Annotated in this window: 13 protein-coding genes; 3 read left to right on the forward strand and 10 right to left on the reverse strand. The window is 64.5% G+C overall.

What is annotated here, in order from left to right:
- Positions 1-3 precede the first annotated feature (3 nt).
- Both CLU94_RS04730 and CLU94_RS04735 read left to right on the forward strand, forming a co-directional pair.
- Positions 4-978, forward strand: coding sequence for an AAA family ATPase (locus CLU94_RS04730; protein WP_257218678.1), 975 nt, complete (start codon positions 4-6; stop codon positions 976-978).
- The gene (locus CLU94_RS04735) at positions 975-2,711 is read left to right on the forward strand and encodes a cobaltochelatase CobT-related protein (protein ID WP_099664795.1); all 1,737 of its coding nucleotides are present in this window, start codon (positions 975-977) and stop codon (positions 2,709-2,711) included. Before CLU94_RS04730 ends, CLU94_RS04735 begins: the two co-directional genes overlap by 4 nt.
- Positions 2,712-2,714: 3 nt before the next feature.
- Here CLU94_RS04735 and CLU94_RS04740 read toward each other — a convergent pair whose 3' ends face one another.
- The 3 genes from CLU94_RS04740 to CLU94_RS04750 form a co-directional block, all read right to left on the reverse strand.
- On the reverse strand, positions 2,715-3,623 hold the full coding sequence (locus tag CLU94_RS04740) for an NAD(P)H-binding protein (RefSeq protein ID WP_099664796.1): 909 nt from the start codon (positions 3,621-3,623) through the stop codon (positions 2,715-2,717).
- A gap of 220 nt (positions 3,624-3,843) precedes the next feature.
- Complete coding sequence (locus CLU94_RS04745) at positions 3,844-4,983, reverse strand: AAA family ATPase (protein WP_099664797.1); 1,140 nt, start codon at positions 4,981-4,983, stop codon at positions 3,844-3,846.
- Positions 4,980-5,867, reverse strand: coding sequence for an RNA ligase family protein (locus tag CLU94_RS04750; protein ID WP_099664798.1), 888 nt, complete (start codon positions 5,865-5,867; stop codon positions 4,980-4,982). Before CLU94_RS04750 ends, CLU94_RS04745 begins: the two co-directional genes overlap by 4 nt.
- A gap of 446 nt (positions 5,868-6,313) precedes the next feature.
- Here CLU94_RS04750 and CLU94_RS04755 point away from each other — a divergent pair, with 446 nt between their 5' ends.
- Positions 6,314-7,711: an RtcB family protein gene (locus CLU94_RS04755; protein ID WP_180278592.1), complete on the forward strand. Its 1,398-nt coding sequence runs from the start codon at positions 6,314-6,316 to the stop codon at positions 7,709-7,711.
- Here the strand turns inward: CLU94_RS04755 and CLU94_RS04760 are convergent.
- The 7 genes from CLU94_RS04760 to CLU94_RS04790 all read right to left on the reverse strand — a co-directional run bounded on the left by CLU94_RS04760 (position 7,708) and on the right by CLU94_RS04790 (position 15,915).
- Positions 7,708-8,469 (reverse strand): sulfite exporter TauE/SafE family protein, encoded by a 762-nt coding sequence (locus CLU94_RS04760; RefSeq protein ID WP_257218679.1) that lies wholly within the window; start codon positions 8,467-8,469, stop codon positions 7,708-7,710. The genes CLU94_RS04755 and CLU94_RS04760 overlap by 4 nt on opposite strands.
- A 1-nt stretch (position 8,470) precedes the next feature.
- On the reverse strand, positions 8,471-9,472 hold the full coding sequence (gene pta, locus CLU94_RS04765) for a phosphate acetyltransferase (RefSeq protein WP_099664801.1): 1,002 nt from the start codon (positions 9,470-9,472) through the stop codon (positions 8,471-8,473).
- Positions 9,473-9,583: 111 nt separating this feature from the next.
- Positions 9,584-11,398 carry a sulfoacetaldehyde acetyltransferase gene (gene xsc, locus CLU94_RS04770; protein ID WP_180278593.1) on the reverse strand — a complete coding sequence of 605 codons (1,815 nt, stop codon included), beginning with the start codon at positions 11,396-11,398 and terminating at the stop codon, positions 9,584-9,586.
- 225 nt (positions 11,399-11,623) lie between these two features.
- Positions 11,624-12,634, reverse strand: coding sequence for a porin (locus tag CLU94_RS04775; RefSeq protein WP_099664802.1), 1,011 nt, complete (start codon positions 12,632-12,634; stop codon positions 11,624-11,626).
- A gap of 83 nt (positions 12,635-12,717) precedes the next feature.
- Entirely contained in the window at positions 12,718-13,533 is an 816-nt protein-coding gene (locus CLU94_RS04780) for a thiazole synthase (RefSeq protein WP_099664803.1), read from the reverse strand.
- Positions 13,530-14,834: a D-amino acid dehydrogenase gene (locus CLU94_RS04785; protein WP_099664804.1), complete on the reverse strand. Its 1,305-nt coding sequence runs from the start codon at positions 14,832-14,834 to the stop codon at positions 13,530-13,532. Before CLU94_RS04785 ends, CLU94_RS04780 begins: the two co-directional genes overlap by 4 nt.
- A 16-nt stretch (positions 14,835-14,850) precedes the next feature.
- Entirely contained in the window at positions 14,851-15,915 is a 1,065-nt protein-coding gene (locus CLU94_RS04790) for a YeiH family protein (protein ID WP_099664805.1), read from the reverse strand.
- Positions 15,916-15,994 lie beyond the last annotated feature (79 nt).

A 15,994-nucleotide genomic window follows, 5' to 3' on the forward strand; every position in this document is an offset into this window, starting at 1 on the left:
AAGGTGCCAGATTCACGCCAACATCCCCCCGCCGCAGCGGCGCAAACCTTGCAGTCCGTGCGCAGCCTGTTCCACATCGACAGCGACCTGCACGTGCCCGTCTTCACGGAGCGCGACCCGCACGTGCCCGACATCGACCCCGCCTACCGCTTCAACAAGGATGTCACCCTGGCGATCCTGGCCGGCTTCACCCACAACCGCCGCGTGATGGTGCAAGGCTTGCACGGCACGGGCAAGTCCACGCACATCGAGCAGGTGGCGGCGCGCCTGAACTGGCCTTGCGTGCGCGTCAACCTCGACGGCCACATCAGCCGCCTGGACCTGGTCGGCAAGGACGCCATCGTGCTGCGCGAACAGCAGCAAGTGACGGAATTCCAGGAAGGCATCGTGCCCTGGTCGCTGCAGCGCCCCGTGGCCCTGATCTTCGACGAGTACGATGCGGGCCGTCCCGACGTGATGTTCGTCATCCAGCGCATTCTGGAACGCGACGGCAAGTTCACCCTGCTCGACCAGAACCGGGTCATCACGCCGCATCCCCACTTCCGCCTGTTCGCCACGTCGAACACGGTGGGCCTCGGCAACCTGAACGGCATGTACCACGGCACGCAGGTACTCAATCACGCGCAGATCGACCGCTGGAACATCGTTGCCACCCTGAACTATTTGCCGCAGGCGGAAGAAGCCGAGATTGTGCTGGCCAGGGTGCCCGCCATGAACGACGAGGCGGGCCGCCAGCTGGCAGCCGCCATGGTGGCCGTGGCCAGCCTGACGCGCCACGGCTATGCGGCGGGCGACCTGGCGTGCCTGATGTCGCCGCGCACGGTCATTACCTGGGCGGAAAATTGCCAGATCTTCCGCGACCCGGCGCTGGCCTTCCGCTTGTCCTTCCTCAACAAATGCGACGAGGCCGAGCGCCCCATGGTGGCCGAGTATTACCAGCGCTGTTTCAATGAGGAATTGCTGGCGAGCCAGGCATGAGCACGGAAGCGACCGCGCCGGCCGCCTACACGCGCGAGCAGCAGGAAACGGACGAGTTGTGCGCGGGCGCCATCCGCGCGCTGAGCGGCGTTGCCTCCATCCGCTACCGGGGCCGGCGCCTGCACGACGACCACCGCCCGCTGCCCATCCACTCCGCCCATCTGCAGCCCGATGCCACGCTGCAGGATTTGCCCTCGCTGCGCGGCGCGGCCGACAGCGTGGCCCTGCGCCTGCTGCACACGGATGCGGCCCTGCACAAGTCCTTGTGTCCGGTGGAACCCGTGGCGCGCCTCGTCTTCGAATTGCTGGAACAGCTCAGGGTGGAAACGCTTGCGCCAGATCAACATGCGGGCGTGGCGCACAACCTGCGCCACCGTTTCACGGCCTGGTCGCACGCGTTCTACGATTCCGGCCTGGCCGAAGGCGCGTCGGGCTTGCTGTTGTACACGGTGTTCCAGATGTGCTGGTCGCGCCTGACGGCCAGGCCCGTGCTGGAAAAGACGGAGGATTTCATCGAGGCCACGCGCTGGTCCGTCTCTTCGCAACTGAGCGGCGACCTGGCGGGCTTGCGCCGCCACCGAACGGACCAGGCGGCCTTTGCGCGCCACGCTCTGGCCATCGCCCACGCCGTCGACGCCATGCTGCAAGAGGCACAGGCGAAGCGCGAAGGCGACCAGGACGAGGCGGGCGACGCCAAGGCGCAGGCGGCCTTCAAGCTGCTGCTCGATTTCGACAGCGACAACGACCACCTGCCCGATGCCGCGCCGCTGGGCGACAGCCGCGCTTTCAACGATAGCGACGGCAACGGCGGCTACAGGGCGTACTCCACGGCTTATGACCGCGAAGAAAAAGCGGGCGAGCTGGTGCGCCGCGCCCTGCTGCTCGAATACCGCGAACGCATGGATGCGCGCATCGCCAGCCTGGGCATCAACACGGCCCGCCTGGCGCGGCGTTTCACGCAACTGCTGGCCGTGCCGCAACGCGACGGCTGGTCGTTCGGCGAGGAAGAGGGTTATATCGACGGGCGCCGCCTGGCTCAGCTGATCAGTTCGCCGTCGGAACGCCGGCTGTTCCGCAAGGAACAATTCCTGCCGCAAGCCGATTGCCTCGTCACCTTCCTCGTCGATTGTTCCGGCTCCATGAAGACGCATGCGGAATCCGTGGCCGTGCTGCTCGACATTCTGCTGCGCGCGCTGGACCAGGCGGGGATCAGCACGGAGTTGCTGGGCTTTACGACGGGCGCGTGGAACGGGGGAAGAGTCAAGCGCGACTGGATGCGCGCCCGTTCGCCCGCCCAGCCGGGCCGCTTGAACGAACTGGTGCACATGGTCTTCAAGGATGGCGACACGAGCTGGCGCCGCGCGCGGCCCGACATCGCGGCCCTGCTGAAAGCGGACCTGTACCGCGAAGGCGTCGATGGCGAAGCCGTGGACTGGGCGTGCACGCGCATGCTGGCACGCCCGGAACGGCGGCGCATCTTGCTCGTCGTATCCGACGGTTGCCCGATGGATACAGCCACGAATCTGGCCAACGACGAGTTTTATCTGGCGCAACATTTAAAGCAAGTGGTGGCGCGCCGCGAAGCGCAGGGCGCCGTGGAAATCTGCGGGCTGGGACTGGGCCTGGACCTGGGCGCCTACTACAGCCGCAGCCTGGCCACCACCCTGCCCGCCTCGCTGAACAATGAGCTGTTCAGCGAGATCGCGCAGTTGCTCGGTGGATGCAAAAAGTAGCCGCTATGCCGGCGGAAGCGCCAGCAACTGGCGGCGATGCGCGTGCAGGAAGGCTGGCACGGGCGACGCCTGCCGTCCCGTCAACGCGCGATAATCGTCGCTGACGATGTGCATGGCATCGGTGGCCAGCCAGCGCTCGATGCCTGCCAGCATCTGCGCCATCGGCGCCGGCATGCCGGTGGCGATGAAATGACGCGCCCGTTCCTCCGCATCGAGATTCACGACCTCGACAGGCTTGCCAGACAGTAAGGCGGCCATGGCGGCCAGCGCCGGCGCATCGGGGGCGGCGGGCCCCGTGATGTCCAGGATGCGGCTGCCAGGATAGCCATCCGATAGCGCCGCAGCCGCCGCATGCGCGCAGTCTTCGCGCGCCACGTACGACACATGACCTGTTCCCATGGCCGTTTGCAGCCGGCCATCCACGGCGGCAGTGCCCAGCACCACGAGCAGCAAATCCTGGTAAAACGCGTTGCGCAAGATCGTATGGGCCATGCCGCTGTCCGCCAGCAGCGCTTCCGTGGCCCGGTGATCGTCGTTCAGCAGCGAGCGCTTGCCCTCCTGCGGCTGCAGGAACGAGGTGTAGACGATATGCGCCACGCCCGCCTGGCGCGCCGCCTCGATGGCATGGCGGTGCTGTGCCACGCGGCGGCCCGTGCCGTCGAGGGTATTCGTGCTGATCAACAGCAAACGCTCGACGCCGTGGAAGGCGCTAGCCAGGCCTTGCGGCTGGTCAAAGTCGCCGCAGCGCACGCCGACGCCCTGCTGCTGCCACGCCGCGTGGCGCCCTGGCGTGCGGGTGATGGCCGTGAGCGCCATGCCGGGCCGGCCGGCGCGATGCCCGATGAGTTCATTGACGACGAGGGACCCCAGTTGGCCGGAAGCGCCGGCGACGGCGAGATGCATTGTTTTCATGTTCTTTTCCTTGTGGCGCGCGCAGGCGCACCCCGGATGGGGCGGCAACGCGCGACGATGATGTAGGGGAATCAAAGGCGGCCATGCGGCGGCCCGCCCCTTGCGGGGCAAAGCTGCGGCAGGCTTACAGGAAAGAAGGGAAAACAAGTGTCATGCGCCCACCATGGCGCGTGGCGCCCGCCTGGTCAAGCGCTTTCGATGGCGCTTGACGGCGGCAGGGCTAGTCGACGCAGTACCGCACGGCATGCGCTTCCATGGGCAGCGGAATTTCCCAGTTCCACAGCATCGACTGCAACTTCTTGTTACTGAGCGACGTGTCGCGCTGGCCGTTGCGCCGCAGTAATTCCTTGCGCGGCTGCTCCAGGTACACGAGTTCCACCTGCGCATGGTATTTGTACAGCAGGTTGAGCGTCTTTTCGCGCATCAGTTTGGACAGATGCGTGGCGTTCCACACGAACGGTTCGCCCTTGCGCAGCAGCTCGCGCGCCCGCTCTTCCGCATAGTCGCCCACCTGCCCTTCGTTCTTGCCGTGCTTCAAGCCCAGGGCGATGCGCGCATCGTCGAAGGAGACGACGGGCAGGCGCGGATGGTGCTTCTCCACCCACGTATTCTTGCCCGACGCGGGCAAGCCCGACATGACGATCACGCGCGAGCCCGGCTCCTGGAACAGGGAGTAATCGGGGTGCGCCTCGGCGCCGCGAAAGTATTTGACGCGCGTGTGATCGTCGACAAACACCCGGCGCTGGCCATAGCAGCCCTCCTCGCGCGCCAGTTCGCGGAACAGCTCGATGGCATCTAAAATGCGCTGCGGATCGGGACAGATCCTGCCGCGGATATCGGCCTCGGCCAGCATGGCCAGCAAGCGGATATCGACTTGCCACGACAGTTCGCGCACGGTGAACTCGGGCGTCACGCCGCGCCGCGAGGTTTCCAGCGCGAAAAACGGCACTTGATGGACATTAATCAGGCGGCAGATTTCCTCGCGCACGGCAAACGGCACGTCCACGTCCCACAGGGCGATGCGCGCATCGAGGGCGCCCTTGCGCGAGTGGCCGGGCTGGCCGATGGCGCCCGTGACGGGGTCGATCACGGTGGTGCTGCACTTGGCCACGTCGTGCAGCAAGGCGGCCAGGAACACGATTTCCTGCTGCGCCCGCGTGGCTTGCTGGTAATCGGGCATGGCCAGCAGGGATTCCACCACCATCATCGTATGCGTCCACACATCGCCTTCCGCGTGGTACACGGGGTTTTGCGGCGTCGTCTTCGCCAGTTCCAGCTGCGGGAAGGCGGCCAGGCAGGCGTTGAAATCGGGCGACTGGCCCGCCGACGGCACCAGTTGTTGTAACTGTTTCCAGTTCATCTAGTACTCCTTGAAAATATTGCCAGTTCGTCCAGCGACTGGCAGGTGTGCAAGCCCAGGCTCTCCCACGTGACGAGCGGCTGCGGCGCGTACAAGTCCACGCCCTCGGCCAGCAGATTCGGAATCAATGGACGCGTGCTGTGGTGCGAGCCGCTGTCGAGGATGGTTTGCGTAAAGTCATGCCGCACCAGCTTGTAGCGGGCCAGTACTTGCTCGTCGTCTTCCACTTTCAGGTACAGGCCTTCCGCGTGGTCGGACTTGTCCGTCTGCTTCCAGCACAGGTCCAGCGGCAGCCGTTCGCGCGCCACCACGCCTTCGAAAGCGTCGCGCCACAGGCGGGACTTGGCCAGCGAATGGCGCAGCAGCTGCCACAGCTGTTTCGATGACGCGGGCATCTTGCCCGCGTACAGCACGGGCACGGACAGCACGGGCGAGCCGGCCAGCATGGCGTGGCGGCGCGCCGTCGACAAGAACATCTGCGTGCGGCGGCAATACACGTCGAACTCGTTGAAATAATGGGGCAGCCGGTCGTAAAACACGGAATGCTTGCTGTAAGACCATTCGCCAAACAGCACAAATTGATCTTCCAGCAAGTGCAGCAAGGCGTGTTCATGCGCATGCGCCCACGGTTTGAGCAGGTTGAACTGGCGTTCGCTGCCGCCGCCCGCCAGGTAGTGGCCGCGCGACTGCAGCAGCACCTCGCCCGCGTCGCTGAACGACACGGCGGAGTTGGCGCCATCGATTTTTTCCTCGATGACGACGTACTGGCCGGCCAGCTTTTTCAGGGGCATCTGGTCGGAACCGTCGTCGCCATCCTGCAGGCGCGAGCCTTCCAGGTGCGGCGTGCGCGGGTATTTGAATAAGGGCAAAGATTGTAAAAACATAGCGTCCCACGCCGCGTTCACCGGGGCGTGTCCATACAGGGTCAGGGGTGCTGACGACGTGTTCGGGCGTGGACGATCAGGACGGTGGTCCTGGATACGTGTGCGGAGGGAGCAAAAACAGTGCCGCAGCAATCGGGGGCGTCAACGCGCCGAACGATGCTGCAGAGAGCATTTCGTCAGCGTTAGCAGGTGATGGCGAAGAAGCGAGGCACTTTTGGCTCCAATAAAGAAGAGGTTCGAGAAAGAACCGCGAATATAAAGGCTGTTTGATTATTTTGCAAGTGGCGCTGCGTATCGTGCGCCCTCTTGTGCGCACTGCCGGGGCCGGCGGCTTTGCAATCCGCACAAAGTTTGCTAAGCTGGCGGCACTTCCTGTCGCTGCTGCGTGGAAAACAAACATGGCCCTTGCAAAAAGGCCGTGCATTCGTTATTTCCGGAGCAGAATCGTGTTTCCCCTATCCAGATTACAAAAAGCCCTGCGCCGCCAGGGCATCGCTGTCGCCTATGCCGACGGCATTTATACACTCAGCAATCCGCACGCCCAGGCGTCCGTGCTACTGCCCCACAACTTTCCCCTCGAGGAAAAAGCCGTGCGCCAGCTGATGGAGTTTGCCGCCGTCGCCGTGCCGGGCCAGGATGGCCATGTGTGCAAGGCCTGCGCCACGCCCGACTTCCACCCGGGCAGCATCGCCCCCGTGGGCAGCATCGTTGCCACCAGCCCCGACATGGTGATTCCCGCCATCCCCGGCACGGACATCGCCTGCGGCATGCGCCTGATCACGACGGGCTTGAGCCTGGCGCAGTTCGAGGCGCGCAAGCCGCAGCTGCTCGCCAAGCTCAAACATGTGCTGCTGGAAGACGGCCGCAACGTGCCGCTGCGCTCGAAAGCGTTTGCCGCCCTGTTCGACGTGGGGCCGGAAGCGTTCATCGACAGCCTGCACAATGATGGCTTGTGGCCACGGGTCGACAAGCAGCGCTTGCTGCGCGAGCTCGACGATTGCATCGCCTTGCGCGAACTGGGCGGCGGCTTGCGCCATGCGCCCGAAGCGCTGGTGGGCACGCGCGAAGTGATACGCGACCCCAGCCTGGGCACCACGGGATCGGGCAACCACTTCGTGGAAATCCAGCTGGTCGATGCCGTCATGGACCGCCATGCCGCGTACCGGCACGGACTGGTGCCCGGCGAAGTGGTCGTCATGATCCACAGCGGCAGCCGCGACGTGGGATTTTTTGTCGGCAGCCGCTGGATGGACCGTGCCAAAGAAGCGTGGCCGGCAGGCGTGCGCCATCCGCAGTCCGGCCTGTACGGCTTGACGGGCGAACTGGCCGGCGAATACATGGACGCCATGGGCGTGGCGTCGCGCTATGCCTGGGTCAACCGCATGGTATTGGCCGAGCTGGTGCGCGACAGCCTGGCGCAGGTGTTTGCGCAGGATCAATCCCGCCTGGTGGTGGACGTGCCGCACAACGTCATCCTGCGCGAGCACGGCATGAACATCCACCGCAAGGGCGCCACGCCCGCGCGCGAAGGCGACCTGGCGCTGATCCCCGGTTCCATGGGCGATTATTCCTATGTAGCCACGGGCATGGGCAATCCCGACTGGCTGTGGTCGTGCTCGCACGGCGCGGGACGCAGCATCCGCCGCCAGGCCATGCGCGCCATGCGGCCCACGGTGGGCGGCGACGAAATGGCGTTCCAGTGCGTGACCCTGCGCGAAGAGCGCCGCGTCGAGGAAGCGCCGATGGCGTATAAAAAGATCGGTCCCGTCATCGCCGCGCAGGAGGAAGCGGGCTTGCTGCAATCGGTGGCCCGCCTGAAACCTTTATTGACGTTCAAGGCCTAGGCCAGCAGCTGCGGCACGGCCGCCGCCATCAGCGAAATGCCGATGGCGGTCAGCACGGCAAACGCGATGCGGCGCATGCCGCGCTGGGCGATCGGTGGCGGATAGCGCTTGCCGGCCATCGTGGCCAGCACACCCACGGGCAAGGCCAGCGTGCACAGCAGCAATACTTTCGCATCGAGCTGGCCCTGGCTGCCCGCCATCAGCGAGCGCCCGCCCGCGCTGATGGCGAACAGGAAGATCAGGCTGTAGCGGATGGTGGTCAGACTCATTTCCTGGCGATAAAACTGGTACACGAGCGGCGGTCCCGCCAGCGAAAACAGGCCCGAAAACAGGCCGCCGCACACGCCGCTGATGAAGAAGCTGCGCTTGTCGGCCGCGCCCGGTCCCGGCGGCGCCTGCAGCAGGATGCTGACGCCGCCATACACGATGGCCGCGCCCAGCAAGAGTCTCAGGATGGGCGCATACGCCTGGTCCAGGTATCCCAATAGCAAGACACCGGCCGCCATGGCCGGCAGCAAGCCGATGCTGGCGGCGCGGATGGCGCGCCAGTCCAGGTGGTGCAAGGCGCCCGGCAAGGCCACGAGGCAATTGGCCAAGGACAATAAACTGACGAGGGCCGCCAGCGCGGGTACGGACGCCAGGCCCAGGCCGCTGGCCACGCCCATGACGATCATGCCCAGTCCGAAACCCGTGACGGTCTGGAAATACGTGCCTGCCGCCACCACGCCCAGCAGCGCCAGCACGGGCAGGCTGAACAACTCAGCGCCCACCCTGGGCCTGCACGGACGTGACGGCAATCACGTTATACACGTCGTCGGCGCAGCAACCGCGCGACAGATCGTTGGCCGGTTTGTTCAAGCCTTGCAGCAAGGGGCCGATGGCGACGGCGCCGCCCATGCGTTCGGCCAATTTATAGCCGATATTGCCCGCGTCCAGGTTCGGGAACACCAGCACGTTCGCGCGGCCGTTGACGACGGAATCCTTGACTTTTCTTTGCGAAATCTCGGCCACGATGGCCGCATCGAGCTGCACGTCGCCATCGATGGCCAGCAGCGGACGCTGGGCCTTGACCCGGTCCGTGGCCGCATGCACCTTGTCGACGGCCGCATGGTGGGCGCTGCCGCTGGTGGAAAACGACAGCATGGCCACGCGCGGCTCTTCCATCAGCAAGGCTTGCGCGCTGTCGGCGGCGGCCATGGCGATGTCGGCCAGCTCTTCCGCCTTCGGGTCGACCACGAGGGCGCAATCGGAAAAGATGAAACCGCCCTTCAGGCTGTGGAACGGCTCGCACAGCATCATCAGGAAAAAGCTCGACACGAGCTTGAAGGCCGGATCGACGCCGATGATCTGGATGGCGCTGCGCACCACGTCGGCCGTCGTGTGCACGGCCCCCGCCACGCAACCGTCCGCGTCGCCCAGGCGCACCATCAGGTTGGCGTAGCACAAGGGATCTTGCACGGCGATCCTCGCCTGCTCCACCGTCATGCCCTTGGCTTGACGCAGCACAAACAATTGCTGGGCATAGTGCTCCGACTCGTCGGACGTTTCCGGGTCGACCAGGCGCACGGCGTCCAGGTCCAGCGCCTGTTCGCGCGCCAGGGCCAGGATGGCGGCCGGCTTGCCGACGATGGTGATGTGCGCCAGGCCGTCGCTGGCCGCCCGCGCGGCCGCCTGCAGCACGCGCACGTCGCCGCCCTCGCACAAGACGATGTTTTTCGGCACGGCGCGGGCTTGCGCGATGATGCGGTGCAGGGCTTTCATGGCGACTCCAATTCGGTAAAAAAATGCCGGAACCATGGAAGCATGAAACATGGTTCCGGCACATAAAACCCGGCACGATTGCCGGGGTCATACAAGGATCGGGCAGATTGATTACACGTAGTCTTTGTACTTGTCCAGGTGACGGATCGGTTTGCTCAGCGCATCGCGGCGGAACGGGTCGCCCAGCTCGCGCGTGCACATGATTTCGATGATGGTGGTCTTGCCTTCATTCATCTGCATGTCGATGGCCTTCTTCAAGGCCGGGCCCACGTCTTCCAGCTTGTCGACCGTGATGCCTTCGGCGCCCATGGCCCGTGCGATCTCGGCAAAGCTCTGGTTGTCCAGCTCGCCTGCGACGAAGCGGCGGTTGTAGAAATCCACCTGGTTTTTCTTTTCCGCGCCCCACTGGCGGTTGTGGAACACCACGGCCGTGACGGGAATGTTATGGCGCACGCACGTCATCGTTTCCATCAAGCTCATGCCCCAGGCGCCGTCGCCCGCATACGACACGGCCGGACGGTGCGGCGCGGCAACCTTGGCGCCGATGATGGTCGGGAAGGCATAGCCGCAGTTGCCAAAGCTCATCGCCGCAAAGAAGCTGCGCGGCTTTTCGAAGCGCAAGTAACTATTGGCCACCGAGTTGATGTTGCCGATGTCGGTCGACACCATCACGTCTTCCGGCATGGCTTTTTCCAGCTCGCGCAGCACCTGGCGCGGGTGCAGGTAATTGCCCGGCTCTTTCTTTTGCTCTTCGATCATGTCCAGGCTGTACGCATCCTTCTCGTGCGTCCAGTTCGTCAGCTCCTCTTCCCACGCGGCCTTTTCCGCTTGCACGGTGGCGTAGCGTGCGTCGCGCGTGGCGTCGCAATCGAGCTTCTTGCCATCCAGGCGGGCAATAATCGCCTTGGCGGCCGCCTTGGCGTCGCCGCAGATGCCCACCGAAATCTTTTTCACCAAACCGAGCATCTTGTTGTCCGCGTCGATCTGGATGATCTTGGCGTTTTTCGGCCAGTAATCCATGCCGTGCTGCGGCAAGGTGCCGAACGGCCCCAGGCGCGAACCGAGGGCCACGACGACGTCGGCCTGGGCGATCAGTTTCATCGCCGCCTTGGAACCCTGGTAGCCGAGCGGGCCGCACCACAGCGGATGGCTGGCGGGAAACGAGTCGTTGTGCAGGTAGCTGTTCACGACGGGCGCGCCCAGGCGTTCGGCCAGCGCCTTGCACTCTTCGATGGCTTCGCCCATGACGACGCCGCCGCCCGAGATGATGACGGGGAACTTGGCCTTCGCCAACAGTTCCGCCGCATCATCGAGGCTTTGTTCGCCGCCGGCGCCGCGGTCCAGGCGGTTCGGTTTCGGGATTTCCGCCTTGATTTCGCCATAGAAATAGTCGCGTGGGATATTCAATTGCGTCGGGCCCATTTCCGACATGGCGCGGTCGAAGCAGCGGCCCGTGAATTCCGCCATGCGGGCGGGATTCGTCACATGACCTTGATATTTCGTAAATTCTTCGAACATCGGCAACTGGTTCGCTTCCTGGAAGCCCCCCAGGCCCATGCTCATCGTGCCCGTCTCCGGCGTGATGATGACGACGGGCGTGTGCGCCCAGTAGGCGGCGGCGATGGCCGTGACGCAATTGCTGATGCCGGGGCCGTTCTGGCCGATGACGACGCCATGGCGGCCCGAAACGCGCGCATAGCCGTCGGCCATGTGGCCGGCGCCCTGCTCGTGCACGACGGGGATCAGGCGGATGCCGGCCGGGGCGAAGATGTCCATCGGGTCCATGAAGGCCGAGCCCATGATGCCGAACATGTCGGTCACGCCATTGGCGGCCAGGGTTTCCACGAACGCTTCGGAAGGCGTCATCTTTTGCGGGCCTACAGGTATCGCCGCGGCGGCGGCTTTTTGGTCGGACAAATCGGTCATGGCTCAGTCTCCTTACGGTTTTATGAAAAATCGGTATATTTTGTTCCGATATTTGAAATACGTGTTCAATTTAACGGTTGCGAAATGCGCTGTCAATGAAATTTCATGAAAAATCGGACTGTTTCATTCCTGAATCCGGAATCCGCGACTTTGCCCCACTCCTGAAACAACAATGGCGGCTTATCCGCAACAGACAAGCCGCCATCCCTCGCTGCGCCGGCGCGCCTAGAACTTCAGGCGCATGCCGGCCGTAAAGGCGCTCGAGTTATGCCCAGGCAAGGGCACGCTGCCGCCGCTCGATGCATCGCCGACGAAGTTGGTGCCCGCGCCATCGTTGCTGATGCGGCCGTACGAGGTGTACAGATTCGTGCGCTTGGACAAGGCATACGTGTAGCCGATGGCCAGCTGGCGCCCGCCGCGGCGCGCATTCGTGCGGTCATCCTTGCGGATGTACGAAGCCATCACGCTGCCGGCCGCGCCCACCGGGGCCGATGCGCCCAGCATGTAGTTGCGGAAATCCGTGCCCGCATCGTCCTTGTCCGTCTCATACGCGGCGTGCAGCTTGGCGGGGCCGAAGTCGTAGGTGCCGCCCAGCAAGGTGACTTTCGCCGTGTTCAGCGGCGTATCCTTGCGGTTGTCGTGGGCCAGGGTCAGCACGAGCGGACCGTTGGCGTAATCGATGGAAAAGTCGATGGTGCGGCCCAGGGTGTTGCTGTCCGGCTTTTCGCCCAGGCCGTACATGACGGCGGCCGACAAGCCGTTCACCTTCGGCGTCTCGTACATGATGGAATTTTTCGTGCGCAGGCTGGCCACGCTCATCAGGTTGATCGAGGCGCCCGTCATGCCCGTCTCGAAGGGGTCGATATTGTCCAGCGCAGTGAACAGCGGGTTGTGCTGCAAGCCCAGGTTCACGGCGCCGAAGCCGCCCGACAGGCCCACGTAAGCCTTGCGCCCGAACAAGGCGCCCTGGCGGTTGGCGCCCGTATCCACGTCGAGGCCGTTTTCCAGCAAGAAGTTGGCCTTTAAATTATTGCCCAGGTCTTCCGTGCCCTTGAAGCCGATGCGGCTGCCCGACTGCACGCCGGTGGCCAGCTTGGTGACGGAACCGTCCGCGCCGCCGTGTTCGGACGTCAGGCCCGCGTCGAGCAAGCCGTACACGGTGACGGACGATTGGGCGCTGGCGTTGCCGGCAAGGAAGGAGGCCAGGATGGCTGCCGCTACGAGTGTGTGTTTCATGTCATCTCCAGGTATTGTGGTTTTTATAAACGCTTGAAACGATAATCAACTACGGTGCTGCAATTGCGGGTAAATGCGGCGGCTCAGGCGATCAGCCCGGCCATCGGCGACGAGGGCGAAGCGCTCATGGCGTCCGCTCTCCGGGGCATGCGTCCGGCCAGGTAAGCCTCGCGTCCGCCCTGCACTGCCAGTTTCATGGCGCGCGCCATGCGGATCGGTTCGCGCGCCGCCGCGATGGCGGTATTCATCAGGATGCCGTCGCAACCGAGTTCCATGGCGATGGCCGCGTCCGACGCCGTGCCCACGCCCGCGTCGACCAGCACGGGCACGCGGGCTTGCTCGATGATCAGCGACAAATTCCATGGATTCAAAATACCCATGCCCGAGCCGATCAGTGACGCCAGCGGCATGACGGCGATGCAGCCGAGGTCTTCCAGCATGCGCGCCTGGATGGGGTCGTCGCTGCAATACACCATCACCTGGAAGCCGTCGCGCACCAGCTCCCCGGCCGCCTTGAGGGTTTCCGGCATGTTCGGGAACAGGGTCTTTTCATCGCCCAGCACTTCCAGCTTGCACAGCGGGTGGCCGCCCAGCAGCTCGCGCGCCAGTTGCAAGGTGTAGACGGCGTCGCGCGCGTTGTAGCAGCCGCCCGTGTTGGGCAGAATCGTGTATTTCGATGGCGGAATGAAGTCGAGCAAGTTCGGCTCGCCCTTTTCCTGGCCGATATTCACGCGGCGTATCGTCACCGTGACGATGTCGGCGCCGCTCTCCTCGATGGCCAGGCGCGTTTCCTCGAAATCCTTGTATTTACCTGTACCCACCAGCAGGCGCGACTGGTAGGTGGTGCCGGCCAGGGTCAGGCCGCCGGGTGGCTGGCTGGGGGTGGCGTCGTCTCTCATCGTGGTGCTCTCCTTAGTTGAACCAAAGCGGTCTCTTGCCGGGGCGGCTCGCCGCAAAACGCAAAATCGACTTCCGGCCGGCGTCCCGACACGAGGTCGGCGATCGCCCTGCCCGCGCCGCAGCCCATGGTCCAGCCCAGGGTGCCGTGGCCCGTGTTGAGGAACAGCTGGCGGTAGCGCGTGGCGCCGATGTAGGGCACGTTCGACGGCGTCAGGGGGCGCAAGCCGGCCCAGTAGACGGGGTCGCTGTAATCGCAGGCGTGGGGAAACAGCGCCTGCACGCGGCGCGTGATGGCGGCGCAGCGCACGGGGTTGAGTTCCCGCGTGTAGCCGTTCAGCTCGCACGTTCCCGCCACGCGCAGGCGCGATCCCAGGCGCGAAAACACCAATTTGTGGCCATCGTCCGTCAGCGAGACGGTCGGCGCGGCGGATGGGTCAAGGATGGGATAGGTGGCGGAATAACCTTTGCCCGGATACAGCATCAAGCGTATGCCCAGCGGCTGCAGCAGGGGCGCGGAAAAGCTGCCCATGGCCACCACCACGACGTCCGCGTATTCCAGGCGATGGCGCCCCTGCGCATCGATGCATTCCACGCCCGTGATGCGTTCGCCGTCCGCCAGCAGGCGCGTCACGGTGGTGCCGTACTGGAAATCCGCGCCGGCAGCCGCGGCGCGCGCGGCCAATGCCGTGGTAAACAGGTGCACGTCGCCCGACTCGTCGCTGGCCGTGAAATCGCCGCCGACGATGTGCCGGCGGGCATGGGCCAGGGCAGGTTCCAACCGTATCACTTCATCGGCGCTGACGGTGTTGCGCGGGCAGCCCAGCTCGCGCAACAGCGCGGCACCCGCTTGCGATTTGTCAAACTCTTGCTGGTCCGTATAAAAATGCAGGATGCCTCGCTCGAGATGGTCATATGCGATGCCCGTTTCGCGCCGCAAGGCTTGCAGGCTCTGCCGGCTGTACTCGGCCAGGGCGACGATCTGGCGCATGTTGCGCGCCACCCGCGACGGCAGGCATTCGCGCAGATAGTGCAAGGCCCATTGCCATTGCAGCGCATCGAGGCGGGGCCGGAACAGCAGCGGCGCATCGTCCTTGCCCAACCATTTCACAACCTTGCGCAGGGTGGCGGGATTGGCCCACGGCTCCGCATGCGAGACGGATATCTGCCCGCCATTGCCGAAGCTGGTTTCCTGCGCGGCGCCCGCCTGACGCTCGAGCACGCGCACGTCGTGGCCCGCCTGGCGCAAGTACCAGGCCGATGCCGTGCCGACCACGCCGGCGCCGAGGACGAGGATCTTCATGACGGGCCCGCTTCGCTTAGCGCGTCAGCAGGACGGCAATGGCGACGAAGGCGGCGATCCACACCGTTTCCATCACCAGCATGATCACGGGACGCCAGCCCAGCGAGGCCAGCGACTGGAACGACGTTTTCACGCCCAGCGCGGCGATGGCGATGACGAGACAGGCGCGCGAAGCATTGTTGATCCAGCCATTCACTTCCTGCGGAATCAGGCCCAGGCTGTTCGTGATGACGAGCCAGACAAAGCCGATCAGGAAGAACGGCACGAGCGGCGGCGCATCGACTTCGCTCTTGCCATCCTTGCGCTTGAACATGATCGACAGGCCCAGCACGACGGGCACGAGGCACGCGACGCGCGTCAGTTTCACGAAGGTGGCCACGTCGCCCGTGTGGTTGCTGACCAGGTAGCCGGCGCCCACCACTTGCGCTACATCATGGATGGTGCCGCCGATGAATACGCCCGCCTCCGTCGGGTCAAAGCCCAGCAGCTTGACCAGCAGCGGGTAGACGATCATGGCCAGGGTCGACAGCGACGTCACGCCCACCACCGTCAGCAGCGTGAATTTTTCGTTTTCCTTGGTTTGCGGCAGCACGGCCGAGATGGCCAGCGCGGCCGAGGCGCCGCAGATGGCCACGGAACCACCGGACAAAATCCCTTCCGTGATGGGCCGTTTCAGCCACCTGGCCAGCATATAGCCGAAACCCAGTGTGGCGATCAACCCGCCGACGACGATCAATAAGGGCGTCACGCCCACGGAAGCGATCTGGTTGAACGTGATGCGCGCGCCCAGCAGGGCCACGCCCGTGCGCAGCAGCACCTTGCTGCAAAACTCGATGCCGGGCTTGCAGGTAGGGTCGGATGCGAGGAAGTGGAAGGCCAGGCCGAAGAACAGCGCATACAGCAGCTGGGGGCCGCCGTAATTGCTGGAAATAAAGGTGGCCGACAGGGCGATCACCAGCGCGATGGCCACGCCGGGCCAGCTGCGCAGCACGGCGCGGGGACGCCAGATGGCGACGGCGGAAGACAGGTAGGGAATGTTCTTGTCGACAACGCGTGTTATCGCTGAGGAGTTGGTTTTCATGCGGGTCCGCTCATAATGTTTTAAAAATTGGGACATTTCATCTCGTTTTTTAATAATACACGATGAGCTAGCGAAGTCC

This window comes from Janthinobacterium sp. 13, from assembly GCF_002749695.1.
GTDB classification, from domain to species: domain Bacteria; phylum Pseudomonadota; class Gammaproteobacteria; order Burkholderiales; family Burkholderiaceae_D; genus Janthinobacterium; species Janthinobacterium kumbetense.

What these genes read in the sequence shown, in the direction of transcription:
- CLU94_RS04785 (WP_099664804.1), bottom strand. Translation starts at nt 14,834, where the DNA reads ATGAAGATCCTCGTCCTCGGCGCCGGCGTGGTCGGCACGGCATCGGCC.
- CLU94_RS04780 (WP_099664803.1), bottom strand. Translation starts at nt 13,533, where the DNA reads ATGAGAGACGACGCCACCCCCAGCCAGCCACCCGGCGGCCTGACCCTG.
- CLU94_RS04750 (WP_099664798.1), bottom strand. Translation starts at nt 5,867, where the DNA reads ATGTTTTTACAATCTTTGCCCTTATTCAAATACCCGCGCACGCCGCAC.
- CLU94_RS04775 (WP_099664802.1), bottom strand. Translation starts at nt 12,634, where the DNA reads ATGAAACACACACTCGTAGCGGCAGCCATCCTGGCCTCCTTCCTTGCC.
- CLU94_RS04740 (WP_099664796.1), bottom strand. Translation starts at nt 3,623, where the DNA reads ATGAAAACAATGCATCTCGCCGTCGCCGGCGCTTCCGGCCAACTGGGG.
- CLU94_RS04790 (WP_099664805.1), bottom strand. Translation starts at nt 15,915, where the DNA reads ATGAAAACCAACTCCTCAGCGATAACACGCGTTGTCGACAAGAACATT.
- pta (WP_099664801.1), bottom strand. Translation starts at nt 9,472, where the DNA reads ATGAAAGCCCTGCACCGCATCATCGCGCAAGCCCGCGCCGTGCCGAAA.
- CLU94_RS04745 (WP_099664797.1), bottom strand. Translation starts at nt 4,983, where the DNA reads ATGAACTGGAAACAGTTACAACAACTGGTGCCGTCGGCGGGCCAGTCG.
- CLU94_RS04735 (WP_099664795.1), top strand. Translation starts at nt 975, where the DNA reads ATGAGCACGGAAGCGACCGCGCCGGCCGCCTACACGCGCGAGCAGCAG.
- xsc (WP_180278593.1), bottom strand. Translation starts at nt 11,398, where the DNA reads ATGACCGATTTGTCCGACCAAAAAGCCGCCGCCGCGGCGATACCTGTA.